General features: G+C 64.3%; 16 protein-coding genes. 13 read left to right on the plus strand and 3 right to left on the minus strand.

Annotation, left to right across the window (positions count from 1 at the left end):
- The first annotated feature begins 4 nt into the window (after positions 1 to 4).
- From aspA to CAPI_RS05580, 3 genes are all read left to right on the plus strand, one after another.
- Positions 5 to 1426 (plus strand): aspartate ammonia-lyase, encoded by a 1422-nt coding sequence (gene aspA / locus CAPI_RS05570; RefSeq protein ID WP_018017057.1) that lies wholly within the window; start codon positions 5 to 7, stop codon positions 1424 to 1426.
- 75 nt (positions 1427 to 1501) lie between these two features.
- Entirely contained in the window at positions 1502 to 2812 is a 1311-nt protein-coding gene (locus CAPI_RS05575; RefSeq protein WP_018017058.1) for an anaerobic C4-dicarboxylate transporter, read from the plus strand.
- A 4-nt stretch (positions 2813 to 2816) separates the two neighbouring features.
- Positions 2817 to 4499 carry a formate--tetrahydrofolate ligase gene (locus CAPI_RS05580; protein WP_018017059.1) on the plus strand — a complete coding sequence of 561 codons (1683 nt, stop codon included), beginning with the start codon at positions 2817 to 2819 and terminating at the stop codon, positions 4497 to 4499.
- Here the strand turns inward: CAPI_RS05580 and CAPI_RS05585 are convergent.
- Positions 4496 to 5308, minus strand: coding sequence for a RecB family exonuclease (locus CAPI_RS05585; RefSeq protein WP_018017060.1), 813 nt, complete (start codon positions 5306 to 5308; stop codon positions 4496 to 4498). The two genes, CAPI_RS05580 and CAPI_RS05585, sit on opposite strands and share 4 nt — an antisense overlap.
- A 25-nt stretch (positions 5309 to 5333) precedes the next feature.
- Here CAPI_RS05585 and CAPI_RS05590 point away from each other — a divergent pair, with 25 nt between their 5' ends.
- The 3 genes from CAPI_RS05590 to arc are packed head-to-tail and all read left to right on the plus strand — an operon-like array spanning position 5334 to position 8936.
- Positions 5334 to 6527 (plus strand): M18 family aminopeptidase, encoded by a 1194-nt coding sequence (locus CAPI_RS05590; RefSeq protein WP_018017061.1) that lies wholly within the window; start codon positions 5334 to 5336, stop codon positions 6525 to 6527.
- 39 nt (positions 6528 to 6566) lie between these two features.
- Positions 6567 to 7403: a tRNA (adenine-N1)-methyltransferase gene (locus CAPI_RS05595; RefSeq protein ID WP_026157053.1), complete on the plus strand. Its 837-nt coding sequence runs from the start codon at positions 6567 to 6569 to the stop codon at positions 7401 to 7403.
- A 9-nt stretch (positions 7404 to 7412) separates the two neighbouring features.
- Positions 7413 to 8936, plus strand: a complete 1524-nt coding sequence (arc, locus tag CAPI_RS05600) for a proteasome ATPase (RefSeq protein ID WP_018017063.1) — start codon at positions 7413 to 7415, stop codon at positions 8934 to 8936.
- Between the two features lie 479 nt (positions 8937 to 9415).
- Here the strand turns inward: arc and CAPI_RS05605 are convergent, their stop codons facing one another.
- Both CAPI_RS05605 and pdxR read right to left on the minus strand, forming a co-directional pair.
- Positions 9416 to 9556: a hypothetical protein gene (locus CAPI_RS05605; RefSeq protein WP_018017064.1), complete on the minus strand. Its 141-nt coding sequence runs from the start codon at positions 9554 to 9556 to the stop codon at positions 9416 to 9418.
- A 192-nt stretch (positions 9557 to 9748) separates the two neighbouring features.
- Positions 9749 to 11104, minus strand: a complete 1356-nt coding sequence (pdxR, locus tag CAPI_RS05610) for a MocR-like pyridoxine biosynthesis transcription factor PdxR (RefSeq protein ID WP_018017065.1) — start codon at positions 11102 to 11104, stop codon at positions 9749 to 9751.
- 70 nt (positions 11105 to 11174) lie between these two features.
- Between pdxR and pdxS the strand changes: the two genes are divergently transcribed.
- From pdxS to CAPI_RS05645, 7 genes are all read left to right on the plus strand, one after another.
- Entirely contained in the window at positions 11175 to 12059 is an 885-nt protein-coding gene (gene pdxS, locus CAPI_RS05615; RefSeq protein WP_018017066.1) for a pyridoxal 5'-phosphate synthase lyase subunit PdxS, read from the plus strand.
- Positions 12060 to 12061: 2 nt separating this feature from the next.
- A complete protein-coding gene (gene pdxT, locus CAPI_RS05620) occupies positions 12062 to 12610 on the plus strand; it encodes a pyridoxal 5'-phosphate synthase glutaminase subunit PdxT (RefSeq protein WP_211205601.1) in 549 nt (182 codons plus the stop codon).
- A gap of 5 nt (positions 12611 to 12615) precedes the next feature.
- Positions 12616 to 14106 (plus strand): depupylase/deamidase Dop, encoded by a 1491-nt coding sequence (gene dop, locus CAPI_RS05625; protein WP_018017068.1) that lies wholly within the window; start codon positions 12616 to 12618, stop codon positions 14104 to 14106.
- A gap of 9 nt (positions 14107 to 14115) precedes the next feature.
- Positions 14116 to 14298 carry a ubiquitin-like protein Pup gene (locus CAPI_RS05630; protein ID WP_018017069.1) on the plus strand — a complete coding sequence of 61 codons (183 nt, stop codon included), beginning with the start codon at positions 14116 to 14118 and terminating at the stop codon, positions 14296 to 14298.
- Positions 14299 to 14363: 65 nt separating this feature from the next.
- The gene (gene pafA / locus CAPI_RS05635; protein ID WP_083893902.1) at positions 14364 to 15671 is read left to right on the plus strand and encodes a Pup--protein ligase; all 1308 of its coding nucleotides are present in this window, start codon (positions 14364 to 14366) and stop codon (positions 15669 to 15671) included.
- A complete protein-coding gene (locus CAPI_RS05640) occupies positions 15668 to 16621 on the plus strand; it encodes a helix-turn-helix transcriptional regulator (protein ID WP_018017071.1) in 954 nt (317 codons plus the stop codon). The genes pafA and CAPI_RS05640 overlap by 4 nt, the downstream gene beginning before the upstream one ends.
- The gene (locus CAPI_RS05645) at positions 16621 to 17559 is read left to right on the plus strand and encodes a helix-turn-helix transcriptional regulator (protein WP_018017072.1); all 939 of its coding nucleotides are present in this window, start codon (positions 16621 to 16623) and stop codon (positions 17557 to 17559) included. Before CAPI_RS05640 ends, CAPI_RS05645 begins: the two co-directional genes overlap by 1 nt.
- Positions 17560 to 17574: the final 15 nt, after the last annotated feature.

The following is a 17574-nucleotide window of genomic DNA, read 5'->3' on the forward strand; positions in this document are numbered from 1 at the left end:
GCTCATGACTACGCGCATCGAAGAGGATCTCCTCGGGACACTCGAGGTTCCTTCCGACTTGTACTACGGCGTGCACACGCTTCGTGCCGTCGATAACTTCCAGCTCTCCAAGAGCGCAATCAGTGACTTCCCGGACTTCATCCGGGGCATGGTGCAAGTGAAGAAAGCCGCCGCGATGGCAAACCGACGCCTCCACGCTCTGCCCCGTACGAAGGCCGACGCGATCATGTGGGCCTGTGACGAGATCTTGCTCAACGGCCGCTGCATGGACCAGTTCCCGATCGACGTTTACCAGGGCGGCGCTGGCACCTCGGTGAACATGAACACGAATGAGGTCGTGGCCAACCTCGCGCTCGAGCACCTGGGCGAGGAGAAGGGTTCCTACGACATCATCAACCCTAACGACGATGTCAACATGTCGCAGTCGACCAACGACGCGTACCCAACGGGTTTCCGTCTCGGTGTCTACTACGCCGTCCAGGGTCTGCTTGAAGAGCTCGACGAGCTGCAGTCGGCGTTCCGCGCCAAGGGCGATGAGTTCGCCGACATCATCAAGATGGGCCGCACGCAGCTGCAGGACGCCGTGCCCATGACCCTCGGCCAGGAGTTCACTGCTTTCGGAGCGAACCTGGGCGAAGAACAGCGCACGATTCGCACGGCAGCGGAAGCGCTCCTGGAGGTGAACCTGGGTGCGACCGCGATTGGCACCGGGATTAACACCCCCAGCGGCTACCGCGATCAGGTGGTCGCCGCACTGCGCGAAGTGACCGGGCTGGATATCCAGGCCTCGCCGGACCTCATCGAGGCGACGTCGGACACGGGCGGGTACGTGATGATGCACTCCGCCATCAAGCGCGCCGCGATGAAGCTCTCCAAGATCTGCAACGACCTGCGCCTGCTCTCGTCTGGTCCCCGCGCGGGCCTCAACGAGATTAACCTCCCGGAGCGTCAGGCGGGCTCGTCTATCATGCCGGCCAAGGTCAACCCCGTAATCCCCGAGGTTGTCAACCAGGTTTGCTTCAAGGTTTTCGGCAATGACCTCACCGTCTCTATGGCATCCGAGGCGGGTCAGCTGCAGCTCAACGTGATGGAACCAGTCATCGCCCAGGCCCTATTCGGCTCGATTGGCTTGCTCCGCAACGCGGCGCGGACCCTCCGCGAGAAGTGTGTCACGGGCATCACCGCGAACAAGGAGGTGTGTGAGGGATATGTCACAAGCTCGATCGGCATCATCACCTACCTCAACCCCTACATCGGTCACCACAACGGCGACGTGATCGGAAAAGAGGCCGCGGCGACCGGCCGGAGCGTGCGCGATTTGGTGCTTGAGCGGGGGCTTATGACCGAGGCGGATCTCGACCGCGTCTTCTCGAAGGAGAACCTGATGCACCCCGAATACCGCGGAAAGCTGTACCTCGACGACTAGTCGCGGGTTTGCCGGAGTCGCCCTTTTCAGCGGATACTTAACCTTGTCATAAGTACCTCCTAGAGGGAGTCTCCGGTGTTACTAGCACTACAGATCGTCATCCTTCTCGGCGCCATTGTTCTCGGCGCACGCATGGGCTCCATTGCCATCGGCTTCGCCGGCGGCCTTGGGGTCCTTCTTCTCGGCCTGACCGGTATGAAGGTCACCGCCGATGACATTCCGTTCGACGTCATCGGCATCATCATGTGCGTCATCGCCGCCATCTCCGCGATGCAATTGGCAGGGGGCATGGATTACCTCGTCCAGCTCGCTGAGCGCTTCCTCCGCCGCAATCCCAGCCGGGTAACGCTGTACGCGCCAATCGTCACGTGGCTCATGACGGTGCTTGCCGGCACGGGCCACACCGCGTTTTCCACGCTTCCCGTCATCGTCGAGGTTGCCAAGGAAGGAAACGTCCGTCCATCGCGGCCCCTGTCCGTCGCGGTTATCGCCTCCCAAATGGCCATCGTCGCCTCGCCCATCTCCGCCGCGGTCGTGTTCATGGCCGCCACCCTTGAACCCCTTGGAGTCGGTTACCTCCAGCTGCTAGCCGTCATGATCCCCGCCACGTTCTTGGCTATCTTCCCCACGGCGTGGTTGGCTAACCGTCTTGGAAAGAACCTCCGGGACGACCCCGAGTATCAGAGGCGCGTGGAAGCGGGATTAGTTTCCCACCCGGCGCCGGCTTCCGAGTACGTCGCCCCGAAAGGCGCAAAGGCGTCGGTGCTCATTTTCGTCATCGCCATTGTCCTCGTGATGGCGTACGCCACGCTTATCTCAGATCAAGTGGGGCTGATTGCAAACCCAACCATCCCCCGCAACGAAGCAATCATGGCCATCATGCTTGCGGCCGCTGCAGCGATCCTCCTAGTGACGCGCAGTTCGGCCGCCGAGATCCTCAACACCCAGGTGTTCCGTTCCGGCATGTCGGCGTCCGTGTGCGTGCTCGGTGTCGCGTGGCTGGGGACGACGTTCATCAACCACTACATCGCTCAAATCCAGGACATTTCCGGCGGCGTGCTCACCTCCCAGCCCTGGTTGCTTGCCGTTGTCCTCTTCTTCGCGGCGTCCCTGCTGTACTCGCAGGCCGCCACCGCAAAGGCCCTGATACCGGCCGCCCTTGCCATTGGGGTCAGCCCGCTGACGGCTGTGGCCGCCTTCCCGGCTGTGTCCGCGCTGTTCGTTCTGCCGACGTACCCGACGCTCCTCGCCGCCGTGGAAATGGACGATACGGGGTCGACGCGCATTGGCAAGTACGTGTTTGACCACCCGTTCATCCTGCCCGGTGTGGTCTGCATCGCGGTTGCCGTCATCCTCGGTTACGCGCTGGGAGCGATTGTAATCTAGACCCATGACTTCCGATGTTGAGATCGCACAGGCCCATGCTCTCGAGCCAATTACGGAGATTGCCCGCCGCGCCCATATCGCTGACGGCGCGCTGATCCCCATCGGGAGGCACATGGCCAAAGTCGACCCGGGGGAGGCCGGGCAGGCCGGGCAGGCCGCAGACACCGGAGCCCTACGACCGGGGAAGCTCATTCTGGTCACGGGTGTCTCGCCCACCCCGGCCGGGGAGGGGAAATCGACGGTCTTGATCGGGTTGGCTGATGCCGTCGCTAAGAAGGGCCTTAACGCTGTCGTCGCGATGCGGGAGCCCTCCCTCGGCCCCGTTATGGGGATGAAAGGCGGCGCGGCCGGTGGGGGATACTCCCAGGTCGTCCCGATGGAGAACATCAATCTTCACTTCACCGGTGATTTTCACGCCATTACCTCGGCCAACAACACGCTTGCCGCCCTCGTCGACAACCACATCCACCAGGGCAACCAGCTGGGCATCGACCCGCGGCGCGTGACGTGGCAGCGCTGCCTCGACGTCAACGACCGATCCCTGCGCAACGTCGTGGCGGGACTCGGGGGGCCGGCGCACGGGGTGCCCGCCGAGACTTCGTTCACCATCACCGCCGCCTCGGAGGTGATGGCGATCCTCTGCCTCGCCAAGGACCTGTCCGATCTGAAACGGCGGCTCGCATCCATCACGGTGGGGTTGACCTACGACGGCGACCCAGTGACGGCGGGTGATCTTGGGGCAGAGGGGGCGATGGCCGCGCTGCTCAAGGACGCCATCAAACCCAACCTTGTGCAAACCCTCGGAGGCACGCCGGCGTTCGTGCACGGCGGACCCTTTGCCAACATCGCCCACGGTTGTAACACCTTGGTCGCCACCCGCACGGCATTGAGCTGCGCGGATTACGTTTTTACCGAGGCCGGGTTTGGGTCCGACCTCGGGGCGGAGAAGTTCTTCGATATCAAGGCCAGGTGCGGCGACCTAGACGTGGCCGGTGCCGTGATCGTGGCGACGATCCGCTCCCTTAAGTACCAGGGCGAAGTACCCAAAGACCAGCTCACCCACGAAAACGTCGATGCGCTCCGCGCGGGTCTGGTCAACCTCGAGCGGCACGTCGACAACGTGCGGAAGTTCGGCGTAACACCGATTGTCGCGTTGAACCTCTTCTCGGCGGACACGGAAAACGAGCGGGAGTGCGTCCGGCAGTGGGCAGAAGACCGCGAGGTCACGTTCGCCGAAGTGACGGTATGGGCTGACGGCGGGGCGGGAGCGAGCGAGCTCGCCGACGTGGTCCTCGCCAACCTTGCCGAGGGAGCCTCACACCCCCTGTACGATCCGGCGGAAGGGGTGGAAAACTCCATTGCCACCATTGCGCGCGAGATTTACCGCGCCGGGGCGGTGCAGTATTCCGTCAATGCGCAGCGCGACCTAGCAACTCTGCGGAAAAACGGAATGGACACGCTGCCGGTGTGCATTTCGAAAACGCAGTACTCCTTCTCAGATGACCCTGCGCGCTTGGGCGCCCCCGAAGGGCACGCGCTGCACGTGCGCAAGCTCATCCCCCGGACGGGGGCTGGCTTCATCCTCGCGCTCACCGGCGACGTGATGACCATGCCGGGCCTGCCGAAAAAACCTGCCGCGAATAACATCGACATTGACTCAGCCGGTGTCGTGACCGGACTGTTTTAGTCCGCAGCGGACCCCGGCCAGCCGGGGTAAGCAGGCGGATGCCCGCCGAAGGCCGGGCACAGAGCTTGGAATGGGCACCACCCGCACAGCTTCGAGGTGGTGGGGCGGAAGGTTCCCGAGGCGCCGTCGGCAAGGATCTTGTCCCACAGGTCGCCGAGGTCTCGCTCGAAATACTCCAGCTCCTCGCGCGAAGGGGCAAGGAAGAGCGAGTCCATCACCTTGAGGTACATCAGGCGAAGCTGGTTGGGGAGGACACCCGTTAGCCGCCAATACACGAGAGCATAGAACCGCATCTGGAACTGCGCGGTTGCGGAGTAGCGGGGGGCGGGTTTCTTGCCCGTCTTGTAGTCAACGACCCGCACCTGCCCAGTAGGCGCGACGTCAACCCGATCGATGAATCCGCGCACCGGTACGCCGTTGGGTAAAACGGCGTTGACGTACATTTCCTGCTCGGCTGAATCGAAACCCGCGGGGTTTTCCATGAAGAAGTAGCCGCGGATAAGTTCCCGGGCGGCGACGAAGAGCTCCATCTCATCGGCGATGGGGTCCGCGCACGTCGCGTCTTCGGCGCACATCTTCTCCCACGCGGGGCGAATGCGCTTCACCGCGGCTGGGTACGTGCGCTCGTCGCGCCGCCAGCCGTGCATCTCTTCAAGAACGGCGTGAACAAGGGTCCCCTTGACCTGAGCTTCGGTCTTATCCTCCGGAAGGCGGTCGATTGCCCGGAAGCGGTACAGCAGCGGGCACTGCTGATAGTCGTTTGCTCGAGAGGGTGAAAGCGCGAGAGGGCGGGGAAGCGGCGTAGACATGTCCTTCTCATCTTAGAGTGGGGGCATGAACCCGCGCGATTTCATCTCCTTCCTCTCAGCTAGCCCCAGCGCGTTCCACGCGGCGGACGTTGTCGGGCAGACGCTTGTCGACGCCTCCTTCGCCCCCGATTCCGCCCTCACCCCCGGGGGACACGTCCTCGTCCGCGGGGGTGCGGTGCTCGCGTGGTGGGTGCCCGACAACCCACGCCCCCGCCTGCGCGTGGTCGGTTCGCATACCGATTCCCCGGGGTTCATGGCCAAACCCGACCCGCAAATGCAGCGCGAAGGGCTCAATCAGGTCGCGGTGGAGATATACGGCGGCCCGATCCTACACTCGTGGTTCGACCGCGACCTTGCCTTTGCCGGGCGGATTGCCTTAGCCGACGGCTCGCTACGCCTCGTTCATACCGACCCCGTCGCGCGGATCCCCAACCTGGCCATCCACCTGACGCGGCCGGATTCTGCGCCGCTGAACCGGCAGACCCACACCCAGCCCGTGCTGGGCACGAAAGAGCCCTTCCTCGAGGTGGTTGCGCGGGCGGCGGGCGTGGATGCGGGGGACATCATCGCGCACGAGCTGGTTTCCGCCGACACCCAGCGAGGTGAAATGCTTGACGAGCTGCTCGCCGCGGGGCGGTTGGATAACTTAAGCAGCGTTTGGGCGTCGTTAAGCGCGCTGCTCTCGGCGAAGGACTCTGCGCGTGACGTGCTCGTCCTCGCCGCGTTCAATCACGAAGAGGTGGGCTCGGCGTCACCGACGGGCGCGGGTGGGCCGCTCCTCGAGAGGATTGTGACGAAGCTGGCCGCATCCCTCGGGGACGTAGACGACGTTCTTTCTGATTCGCTACTCGTTTCCGCGGACGCCGCGCACGCGGCGCACCCGAACTACCCTGAGAAGCACGACCCCACCCACCGCCCGCGCTTGGGAGGCGGCCCGGTGGTGAAAGTCAATGCGAACCAGCGGTACGCCTCGGACGCTGCGACGGAGGCTGCGTGGATCCGGGCGTGCCGGGCCGCCGGCGTTCCGCACCAAACGTTCGTGGGAAACAACGACGTTGCCTGCGGTTCGACGATCGGGCCGATAGCGGCCACGCGCCTCGGGATTCCCACCGTGGACGTGGGCATTGCTCTGTTATCAATGCACTCCGCCCGCGAGCTGTGTTCGGTGCAAGACCTCGGGTGGTTCACAGATGCGCTGACGGCCTTCTACGCGGAGTAGGGCATACTAAACGGCCACGACGCTTTTCAAGGAGGCTCCCTGTTGTATTCCGGACCGTTCCAGGCAGGCGATAAGGTACAGCTCACTGACGCTAAACGCCGCCACTTCACCGTGGAGCTCGTGCCCGGCGGGCAGTTCCACACGCACAAAGGCATTGTGTTCCACGATGACCTCATCGGTGCCGATGAGGGCTCCGTGGTCAAATCCAGCCTCGGAGCCGACTACCTCTGCTTCCGCCATCTACTCGTCGACCACGTCCTGTCCATGCCGCGGGGGGCCGCCGTGATCTACCCCAAAGATGCGGCACAAATCCTCGTCGAGGGTGACATCTTCATGGGTGCGCGGGTCCTTGAGGCGGGTGCCGGCTCCGGGGCCCTGTCGATGTCCCTGCTCCGCGCAGTTGGGCCGAGGGGGCGCGTATTCTCCTACGAAATCCGCGAGGACCACCTCTCTTTCGCCCGCAGCAACGTCTCCGAGTACTTCGGCGGTGAGCCGGAATGGTGGACACCACGGCTGGGGGACTTCGGTGAGATCAGTACAGACGACCTCGGTGGCCCCGTTGACCGCCTCATCTTGGACATGGTCGAGCCCTGGCACTACATCAACACAGTGCGTCAATTGCTCATCCCCGGTGGGGTGTTCATGACTTACGTGGCAACGGTGCCGCAGCTGATGAACATTATGGAAGCGATTCGGGGCGCGGAGTGCTTCACCGAGCCACGAGCCTGGGAGACGCTGTTGCGCGAGTGGAAAGTTGAGGGCTTGGCCACCCGCCCAGAGCACCGGATGAACGCCCACACCGCGTTCCTCGTGTGGACCCGCAGACTTGCCGACGGTGTCAAGCCGCCCCGACCGCAACGCAAGGCCCGGAGGTAGGAATAAACCATGAACGACGCCGATTCCGCCTCCACCCAGAGCGGAATGGAACGGGAAATCCAGCGCGAAAACGCAGCTCTCCGGTCCCGAAACAAGAAGCTCGCCGAGCTGCTCAAAGCGAGCAGGGATAAACTCAGTGACCTCACCACACAGCTGCAGCAGCTCGAGGAGCCGGCGTCGACCTACGGCGTGTACCTCGCCGCGGCGCGCAACCCCCACGAGGCGGATGTGTTCACGTCCGGCAGGCGCATGCGGGTCAAAGTGTCGCCCCTTATTGACCCCGGTGAGCTCCATCCCGGCATGGTGGTGCGCCTTGGCGATGGCACCGTCGTCGTCGAGCCCTGCGGTTTCGAGCGTTCGGGCCAGCTCGCAACGGTCGTAGAAAGAATCGGCGCCGACCGGGCAGTCGTCGCAGACCAGCAGGGCGGGGAGAGCCTCGTGTTGCTCGCCCAGCCGCTGCTGTCCACAGCCCGGGCCGGGGACACCGTCGTGGTTGACACCCGCTCTGGGTTCGCCTTCGAGCGGGTTGACAAGACCGAGGTCAACCAGTTGTTTCTCGAAGAAGTACCGGACGTCACCTACGCCGACATTGGCGGCCTCGACTCGCAGATCGAAACTATCCGCGACTCCGTGGAGCTGCCCTTTAGCAACCCGGAGCTCTACCGAGCGTACGACCTCACCCCGCCAAAGGGCCTCCTGCTCTACGGGCCTCCCGGGTGCGGCAAGACACTCATCGCGAAGGCCGTAGCGAACTCTCTTTCCGCGCAGATTGGCAGCGGCGGCACGACCCACTTCATCAACGTCAAGGGCCCAGAGCTTCTGAACAAATTCGTCGGGGAAACCGAAAGACGCATCCGCCTCATCTTCGAGCGCGCCCGCGAGATGGCCTCGGATGGCCGCCCGGTCATCGTGTTTTTCGACGAGATGGAGTCCATCTTCCGCACCCGCGGCTCAGGCGTGTCCTCGGACATGGAGACGACGGTGGTGCCGCAGCTGCTCACCGAGATCGACGGCGTGGAGGGCATCGCCAACGTCATCGTCATCGGCGCGACGAACCGCGAGGAGCTCATCGACCCGGCGATCCTCCGCCCAGGCCGGCTCGACATCAAAATCCGCGTCTCGCGGCCCACTCGCGAGGAGGTCCGCGACATCTTCTCCCGCTACCTCACCGATTCCGTCCCGCACGCGGAGCCCATCGCGGCGCTTATCGACGCCGCCGTCGACGCCCTTTTCGCACCTCGCCCTTTCGTCCGCCTCGAGCTCGTCGACGGCACCGCCGAGGTGCTCCACTACCGCGACTTCGTCTCCGGTGCGATGATCGCCAACATCGTCGATCGCGCCAAGAAGCTCGCTATCAAGGACCACATCGCGGGGGCGTCGACAAGCGGGGTGACTGTCGAGCACCTGCGCGCCGCGGTGCGTGCCGAGCAGGACGAGAGCGAGGACCTGCCCAACACCGCGAACCCCGACGAGTGGGCGCGGATCACTGGTCGGCGGGGTCGGCGCGTCGTCGCGGCGGAGGTGCTGGGGTAACGAATCAGAACGTGTAACGGTGTGCCGTTTACGACAATCGTTTTCAACTATGCCTTGACATGACCCCCAAAAAAGAGTTGGCGTTAGGACATGAGGAAGTTCACACCGCTTTTTATTGATACCTGCCTGTCGTTTACACGGGCATCCGAAGCTGCAGCAGACGAAATCCCTGAATGTAACTGTCATTGACCTGCTAACTGGCGCAACAACTAACGCGGAGCGCCTGCAAGCGGGGCTTGACGCAGCCGGCGCTACTGCATCCGAACTTCTAGGGATTACTGCAGTTAGAGAAAACTGTGCTTAACGTGCACTGAGGAGGATTAATGCGTAATAAGCTTCTAAAATCGTTTGTCGTTGTTCTTATAGTGGGAAGCCTTTGCGTAGCACTTTCCGACGGCCCGAGTAGTGCACTTGCGATCATCGGGTTTATCAGCATTGGCTTTTCGCTCGCATTGCTTGTCTTCGGTCTATCATGGCGGTCAGGCGAAAGCGTAGAAAATGTCGTACTGCCAGAAGAGGAACAACTCATCCTCAAGCGAGTTAAAGCGGAAGAGGGTCAGACTGCAGCCATTCGGGCTCTCCGCGAAAGCCGGCCAGGAATCAGCATCGTACAGGCCCACACTTTGATTGGCACCTTGCATTAATTTGTGTTGCTTGCGGCGACATGGCGCAAAAATTGATTACGTCGGCCGGTGGCACTGAAACATGGCGCTCGGTAAATGATAACTAGGCTTCAAGTCATTTCCTGCGAGCGCCGGTCCGCTTTGTTAATTAATTGCCGTTCGCATGCCTCCTACGCAATCGATGGAGAGCTATCCCTCGCCTGGTATCTTCCTTATCGCGCCCATCGCGGCGTCGAATTCCCGCTGGCTCAGGTGCCCGAAGCTGATCAAGATCCCCTCCGGTGACTCGGCGTCGACGTGGCCGCATTCGAACCCTCCTGCATTGAGCCGGTTTTCGAACTCTTCCTGCGCTGCGCCGTCGCCGAACCGAACGAGCAGGTCGACGCCGAGGACCTCCTCTCGCTCGATTTCGGTGGCCCCATTCCGGCGCAACGCGGGCACAACCTGCGCGCTGACGATGTCTTTTCGCTCTGCAAGCCGCCTGTGCATGGCCCTGGCGTTGCGCCGCACGTGCCCGCCTTCGAGGAGGTTAGCGATGGCGTGTTGGGTGACGGGGGAGACCGGCATGCCGAGCATCTCTCGCGTCCGGCGCAGCGCCCCTACCGCCGTGGCGCCGGCAACGACGTAGCCCGCGCTGAACTGCTTGCTCAACAGCGTCGTGAACGTGCCCAGCGTGATCACGGTGGCGTCGGTGGAAAGCGTGGCCAAGGGCGGCTGCGGGGAGATGCGGTAGCGCAGCTCGCTGTTGAAATCATCTTCGATGACAACCACCCCGCGGCTAGCCGCCCATTCGAGCAGTTCAGCGCGCCGCGGGGCCGGCATCGCCCCGCCGAGCGGGTAGAGGTGCGAGGGCGTTACCAACAGGGCGTCGAGGTCGTCCGGAAGCGCCTCGACCACAACCCCACGCGCGTCGGTGCGGCACGTCACGGGCGTGTGTCCCGCGAGGGGGATGATCGTGCGCAGCCCGGGGTGGCCTGGGTCCTCCACACCCACGCGCAGGCTGCGGCCCAAGGACATGAGGATGAGCAGTAGGCCGTCGCGTGAACCGCCGGTCACGAGCACGGTGCCCGGGTCGACGGTGAGGCCGCGGGCGAGCCGGAGGTGCTCCGCGATGGCGCTGCGCAGCCTCGGCTCTCCCGACTTGTCGATGTCCCGAGCCGGGGCATCCGCGGCCTCCCGCCAGGCACGGCGCCACGCGGCGGTGCCGATCGTTCCGGCATGTCTGGAGGAGGGGCGCAAGGAGATTGTCCTTTGCTGCGAGGGGCGTGCGGGCGCGGGGGAGTGGGGCGCCACCGCTGCGCGGCGGGGCAGGCAGGGGTGCACGACGGTCGGCGCGCCCTGCGCCGAGAGGAGGAAGCCCTCGGCGACGAGCTGGTCGTACGCGGCCACGACGCTGCCGCGCGAGACCCCGAGCTGGCGGGCGAGCTCGCGGGTGGAGGGCACCCTGTCGCCGGCGGCGAGCTTCCCGGAGCCGAACAGCGCGCGCATGCCGGTCGCGATCTGGTTCGGCAAGGAGGTTGGAAGGGAGCGATCGACGGTAAACATAAACTGGTCCAAAATATTCGCGTCTTACTGGCCCTTGTAATCTACCAGTTGCACATGCACCCTGGAAGGCATGACCGATACCACCGTGAAATCTGGACTGGCCCAAATGCTCAAGGGCGGGGTGATCATGGACGTCGTCACGCCCGAGCAGGCTCGCATCGCCGAAGATGCCGGCGCCGTGGCCGTCATGGCGCTCGAGCGCGTGCCCGCCGACATCCGCGCCCAGGGCGGGGTGGCCCGCATGTCGGACCCCGACCTCATCGAAGCGATCACCTTTGCCGTGGATATTCCCGTCATGGCCAAGGCCCGCATCGGCCACACGGTCGAGGCCCGCATCCTCGAGCACCTCGGCGTCGACTACATCGACGAGTCCGAGGTGTTAAGCCCCGCCGACTACGTCAACCACATTGACAAGCGCCCCTTCACCGTGCCCTTCGTGTGCGGGGCCACCAACTTGGGCGAAGCTTTGCGACGCATCAACGAGGGCGCCGCCATGATCCGCTCCAAGGGCGAGGCCGGCACCGGGGATGTCTCCGAGGCCACCAAGCACATCCGCACCATCAAGGCGGAGATTGCCAAGCTCCAGTCCCTGTGGAACTCCAGCCGCGATGAGCTCTACGTCGCCGCCAAGGAGCTCCAGGCGCCCTACGACCTCGTCGCATACGTTGCCGAGCACGGAGAGCTGCCGGTGGTGCTGTTCACCGCGGGCGGTGTGGCGACGCCTGCCGACGCCGCTTTGATGATGCAGCTCGGCGCCGACGGCGTCTTCGTCGGCTCCGGCATCTTCAAGTCCGGCGACCCGGCCGCCCGCGCGGCGGCCATCGTGAAGGCCACCGCCGCCTGGGACGACATTGAGGCCGTCACGGAGGCCTCCCGCGGCCTCGGCGAGGCCATGGTGGGCATCAACGTCGCCGATGTCCCGGCGCCGCACCGCCTGGCGGAGCGCGGATGGTAAGGATCGGCGTCCTCGCACTACAGGGCGGGGTGCGCGAGCACGCAGAGATGCTTGAATCCCTTGGCGCCGAGGTTGTGCTGCTGCGCCGCTTCGAAGACGTCGACGGCCTGGTCATCCCGGGAGGCGAGTCCTCGACAATCGATCGGCTACTGCGCATCTTCGGCCAGCGCGAAACCTTCGCCGCAGCGCTGCGTGACGGGCTTCCGGTGCTCGGCACGTGCGCGGGGCTTATCGCGCTGGCCACCGAGATCGAGGACCCGGCGCCGGGGCAGGAGGGCCTGGGCGTGATCCCGATGCGAGTGCGCCGCAACGCGTTCGGGCGTCAGGTCAAGAGCGCGGTCGAGGAGATCGATACCGCCTACGGCACGGTGCGCGCCGCCTACATCCGCGCGCCGGAGGTCTTAAGTGTCGGCGACGGGGTCGAGGTCATCGCCACCAAGGGCGTGCGGATCGTGGGCGTCGAGACGCACAGCGCTCTGGCGGTGAGCTTCCACCCGGAGCTGACGGGGGATACGACGATCCACGCGAGGTTTGTGGAAAAGGTAGCCTGAGGCGCATGGCGCGCTACATGGGCACAGAGACCGAATACGGCATCACCTCGCCGAACGACCCGACTTTGAGCCCGATTGTCACCTCGACCCACGCCGTCGTCGCCTACGCCGCGATGCGGACCACGGCGCGCTCCCGCTGGGACTACGAGGCCGAGCACCCCTTGAAAGACGCCCGCGGGTTCGACCTCAAGCGCTACCACACGGTGCCCGTAGTCGACGCCAATGCGATGGGAGTGGCCAACGTCGTCACGGCTAGCGGTGCCCGTTTCTACGTCGACCACGCGCACCCGGAGTACTCCTCGCCGGAAGTGTCAAACGCGTGGGACGCGATGATCTACGACGTCGCGGGGGACGTTGTGCTGGGCCGCGCCGCAACCACCATCGCGGACCTGTATAAACAGGGCGCGAGCGTGTTGAAGGACACGGCCCCGTGCCCGCCGCTGACGTTCTACAAGAACAACGTGGACGGCAAGGGGGCGTCGTACGGCAGCCACGAGAACTACCAGTACTCTCGGCACACTGATTTCGCCGTGCTCACCCGGTCGCTCATACCTTTTTTCGTCACGCGCCAGGTCATCATCGGTGCGGGGCGCGTTGGGATCGGGCAGGAGGGGGAAAAAGAGGGCTTCCAGATCTCGCAGCGCGCCGATTACTTCGAACAGGAAGTGAGTCTCGAGACGACGCTCAACCGCGGCATCGTCAACACCCGCGACGAACCCCATGCCGACGAGCGCGAATACCGCCGCCTTCACGTCATTGTTGGCGACGCGAATATGAGCCAGCACGCGATCTTCCTCAAGCTCGGCATGACCAAACTCGTTCTCGATGCCATCGAAGACGAGGTCGACTTCCGAGACCTCTCGCTCGTAGATGCCGTCGCGGACATCAAGCGCGTCTCTCACGACCCGCGCTGCACGCGGGAGCTTGTGCTTGCCGACGGCAGGAGGCTCACCGCCATCGCCATCCAACGCGAATACCGCGCCCGGTGCCGGGCGCGCGATGACGTCGACAAGCGAGTGCTCGAACTATGGGGTGAGATTCTCGATGACTTGGAGCGCGACCCTCTGTCCACAGCCGACCGGCTTGACTGGACAGCGAAGTGGGCACTGATTCGGGGGTTTACAGCTCGCGGTGTGGACATTGGCGACCCCAAGTTGAAAGCGCTAGACCTGCGCTATGCGGACATCGACCCAGCTTCTTCCCTTTATCACGCGCTCGTGCGGCGCGGCCGAATGCGTACCCTCGTCGATTCCGCCACGATCGAGCGGGCCGCCGATACGCCCCCGGCTGATACCCGCGCGTGGCTTCGCGGCACCCTGAGTAGGAACTACGGGGAACACATCATCGCTTCGAGCTGGCAGTCCATCCTGTTCGATACCGCTGGCGGGCCGCGCCGGGTGAACATCGACGACGTTGGCGGCTACACGCGCGAGCGGATAACGCTGGGCGACAACATGTCTGTCGAGCAGCTCATCGCCACCATAGAAGCCGGTTAGGGTAGGAGTATGGCGACACAACAACAGCAGCACACCGCCGGAGGCGGCGACGACCGCGGTGAAGCAACCGAGGCGGGTCAAGCGCAGCTCGACACAACTGAAGCAGTCGACTTGCTCGACGAAATCGACTCGCTGTTAGGCGAGAACAGCGAGGAATTCGTCCGCTCCTACGTGCAAAAAGGCGGGGAGTAGCCAGCGTGCCCGCCGTATACCTGCGCCGCATCGCCGGGGTGGAGACCGAGTTCGGAGTCACCGCGATGCGCGACGGCAAAGCCGTACTCAGCCCGGAGGAAATCGCGCGCTACCTCTTTCGGCCGGTCGTCGCTCAACACCGAAGCTCGAACGTGTTCCTGCCCAACGGGTCGCGGTTATACCTCGACGTGGGGGCGCACCCCGAGTACGCCACCGCTGAGTGCGACTCGGTCGCCCAGCTCGTCGCCCAAGACAAGGCGGGGGAGGTGATCTACGACCGACTGGCGCGCCGCGGCGAAGAGACGTTGGAAGCAGACGGCATCGGCGGATCCATCTATCTGTTCAAAAACAACGTCGATTCGCGCGGAAACTCCTACGGCGCGCACGAAAACTACCTCATCAGCAGGGAGCTAGCGCTCAAGAACCTGTCCCGGCAATTGCTGGCGTTTTTGATTACCCGCCAGCTCGTTTGCGGCGCCGGCCTGGTTAAAGACGGCACGTTCCTCCTGTCCCAGCGCGCGGATCAAGTATGGGAGGCCGTCTCCTCGGCCACGACGCGGACTCGGCCAATTATCAACACGCGCGACGAACCGCACGGAGATTCGCACCGTTTCCGTAGGATGCATGTCATCGTTGGGGACTCGAACATGTCGGAGACGACGTGTGCGCTGAAAATGGGCTCCACTCAGCTTGTTCTGGAGATGCTCGAGGCCGACGTGGACCTGCCGGATTTCGAGTTGGCCGACCCCATCTCGCACATCCGCGATATCGCTGCAGACCCCACGGGGGGCACCGTACTGAACTTGAAGCGCGGTGGCACGGTTAGCGCCGTCGAGGTGCAGCGCGCCACTGTCGACGCGGCTCGAAGCTGGCTCGGCGACCGAGGAGGCGAACTCGAGCGCGTCGTCGATTTGTGGGACAGGGCGGTGACAGCGGTGGAGACCCAGGATTTCCGCGGAGTGGAGACCGACATTGACTGGGTGATTAAACGCAGGTTGCTGGATCAGTTTCGGACGCGCCTCGGGTGCGACTGGGACCACCCGAAACTCGCCCACCTTGATCTCGCCTACCACGACATCCGTCGAGACCGGGGGTTGTTCTATCTTTTGCAAAGCCGTGGCCGCGCGGCGCGGTGGGTGAGCGATGCCGACATCGAGCACGCTGTCGAGCACGCGCCAGACACGACCCGCGCCCGATCGCGTGGCCGGTTCGTCTCTGCCGCTCAAGCGAAGGGTGCCGAGTACAACGCCGACTGGGTGCGCCTCAAGCTCAACCGACCCGAGCCCCGCACAGTCGAGCTGCTCGACCCGTTTGAGTCGCACAACGAGAGCGTGGACCGGCTCATCGAGGACATCGAAGCGGGGCACCCGTGAACACACGCCCGGCGGGAGAGGACGCCGCGATCCGGAGACTGACCAACCTCACATTCGCCCTACTGGGTTCGCCCCGGCCCCGCGACTTCGCGTGGATCCAAGCCCACGTCGAGGGTTACGAAGGCCGCGGGCCGGGCGCTCTCCAACGCCAAATCGCCCGAGACGTCAAGACGATCCGCCGTGCGGGTGTGCCCGCGCGCGCCGACGGGGGGCTCGTATGGGTGGATAAAGATGCCTACGAGCTGCCCGCGATTGCGTTTACCGACGAGGAGGCGACGGTCCTCGGCCTCGCCGGGGAATTGGGGCAGGGAACGAGCCTCGGGGCTTTCGCTCGATCGGGCTGGGTCAAGCTGGCGGCCTCCGGAGTCACGCGCTCTTTCGATAGTCCCGCACTCGCCTCCGCCGACAATGACGTCCTTCGCCTCGACGCCACCGTCGTGCGTGACGTGACTGCCTGCGTGCGCGGCCAGGAGCGAATGGTATTCGACTACGCCCCAGCCGCAGGAGCACCCACCCAGACCCGAGTGATGGACCCCTGGGGCATTGTCGCGCTGAACAACCGGGCGTACGTCGTCGGGTTCGACCCGGAGCGAGAGCAGGTGCGGGTATTTCGTGCCAAACGTGTCACCAACGTGCGGCGAGCCGGCTACTCGGGGCCATTCCATCAGCCGAACCGTCCCCTCGCCGAGATTGTGCGAGAGACGCTGCGTGGGCCGGTCACCGACGCGCGCCTCACCCTCGCCCGGGTCGATGCGGAGCTCGGGGAGCTATCAGAGCGCGGGCGCCGGGAGGGCAGCGAAGTCGTGTTCACGTCAGTGGAGCGCGACTGGCTTGTGCGGACCGTTGCGAGCGTGGCCACGGACATCGCCGCGATCGAGCCAAAGGACGTGCGCGACGACGTCGTGACGCTGCTTAGCCACGCCCGCGGGACCTCCGAAGGGGTGAACTGATGGATAGCCCCAAGAAGCTCGAAGGGCTGGTGCGCTCACTCAATCTCATCCCCTATCTGCGCACCCACACCGCGGCGACGCCAATGGAAATCGCGCGCGACCTGGGATCGACTCATCAGCAGGTGATGGACGACCTCTCCCGCCTCAGCCTGTCGGGGGTGGGCAGGGGCCCGGGGGAATTGATCGATCTCGTCGCTTCGTGGACGGGCATCACGCTTATCGACGATCAAGGCCTCAACCGGCCACTTCGGCTCACACCCACCGAGGCCAACGCTTTGCTCCTCACGCTGGAGTCCTTAGAGACAATGCCCGGCCTCGTCGATACGAAGGCTGTGACGTCCGCGGCGGAGAAGATTCGGAAGGTAGTCGCTGGGTCCGGGGTATCAGATGCCGTCCATCCGGCGGAGCCCGGCCCGGCAGCCGCCGTGGCCGAGGCGGTTGCGGTGAAGCACAAGCTTGAGTTGGTGTATTACTCCGCGTCGTCCGACACGACCTCCACACGAAGAGTTACGCCTGTCAACCTATTTCACCGGGATAGTGAGACGTACCTGAGAGCTGTTGAGGACGATGTGGTCAAAACTTTCCGCCTTGACCGCGTGCGGGCGGCGACTGTCCTGGATGCCCCGGCACCGCCTGAAGTGATATCCCGCGCGGGCGGTTTTGACGCGCGTGATCCGTTTGGTTTCTCCGACGCGGCACGCGCCCGCGTCGAGGTGCGTCGCGAGGCGACGTGGCTGGCCGATTATTGGGAGATTGACCTGGAGGTTTCCGCACCTGCTCGCGAGGGATGGGTAAGCGCCGAGATTCCCTACGGCACCGTCGAATGGCTTATCAGGTTTTGCCTCGCTCAGGCTGACCGCGTGGTTCTTCGGCACCCCGCAGACGTCGCGGAAGAGGTTGCGCGTCGGGCGCGGTTGGCGGCGGAGAGGTTAAGATAGGTCGATGCAACGCCG

The sequence above is a fragment of the Corynebacterium capitovis DSM 44611 genome, assembly GCF_030440535.1.
GTDB classification, from domain to species: Bacteria; Actinomycetota; Actinomycetes; order Mycobacteriales; family Mycobacteriaceae; genus Corynebacterium; species Corynebacterium capitovis.

What these genes read in the sequence shown, in the direction of transcription:
- pdxR (WP_018017065.1), bottom strand. Translation starts at nt 11,104, where the DNA reads ATGTTTACCGTCGATCGCTCCCTTCCAACCTCCTTGCCGAACCAGATC.
- CAPI_RS05630 (WP_018017069.1), top strand. Translation starts at nt 14,116, where the DNA reads ATGGCGACACAACAACAGCAGCACACCGCCGGAGGCGGCGACGACCGC.
- pafA (WP_083893902.1), top strand. Translation starts at nt 14,364, where the DNA reads ATGCGCGACGGCAAAGCCGTACTCAGCCCGGAGGAAATCGCGCGCTAC.
- aspA (WP_018017057.1), top strand. Translation starts at nt 5, where the DNA reads ATGACTACGCGCATCGAAGAGGATCTCCTCGGGACACTCGAGGTTCCT.
- CAPI_RS05645 (WP_018017072.1), top strand. Translation starts at nt 16,621, where the DNA reads ATGGATAGCCCCAAGAAGCTCGAAGGGCTGGTGCGCTCACTCAATCTC.
- dop (WP_018017068.1), top strand. Translation starts at nt 12,616, where the DNA reads ATGGCGCGCTACATGGGCACAGAGACCGAATACGGCATCACCTCGCCG.
- arc (WP_018017063.1), top strand. Translation starts at nt 7,413, where the DNA reads ATGAACGACGCCGATTCCGCCTCCACCCAGAGCGGAATGGAACGGGAA.
- CAPI_RS05590 (WP_018017061.1), top strand. Translation starts at nt 5,334, where the DNA reads ATGAACCCGCGCGATTTCATCTCCTTCCTCTCAGCTAGCCCCAGCGCG.
- pdxS (WP_018017066.1), top strand. Translation starts at nt 11,175, where the DNA reads ATGACCGATACCACCGTGAAATCTGGACTGGCCCAAATGCTCAAGGGC.
- CAPI_RS05585 (WP_018017060.1), bottom strand. Translation starts at nt 5,308, where the DNA reads ATGTCTACGCCGCTTCCCCGCCCTCTCGCGCTTTCACCCTCTCGAGCA.
- CAPI_RS05580 (WP_018017059.1), top strand. Translation starts at nt 2,817, where the DNA reads ATGACTTCCGATGTTGAGATCGCACAGGCCCATGCTCTCGAGCCAATT.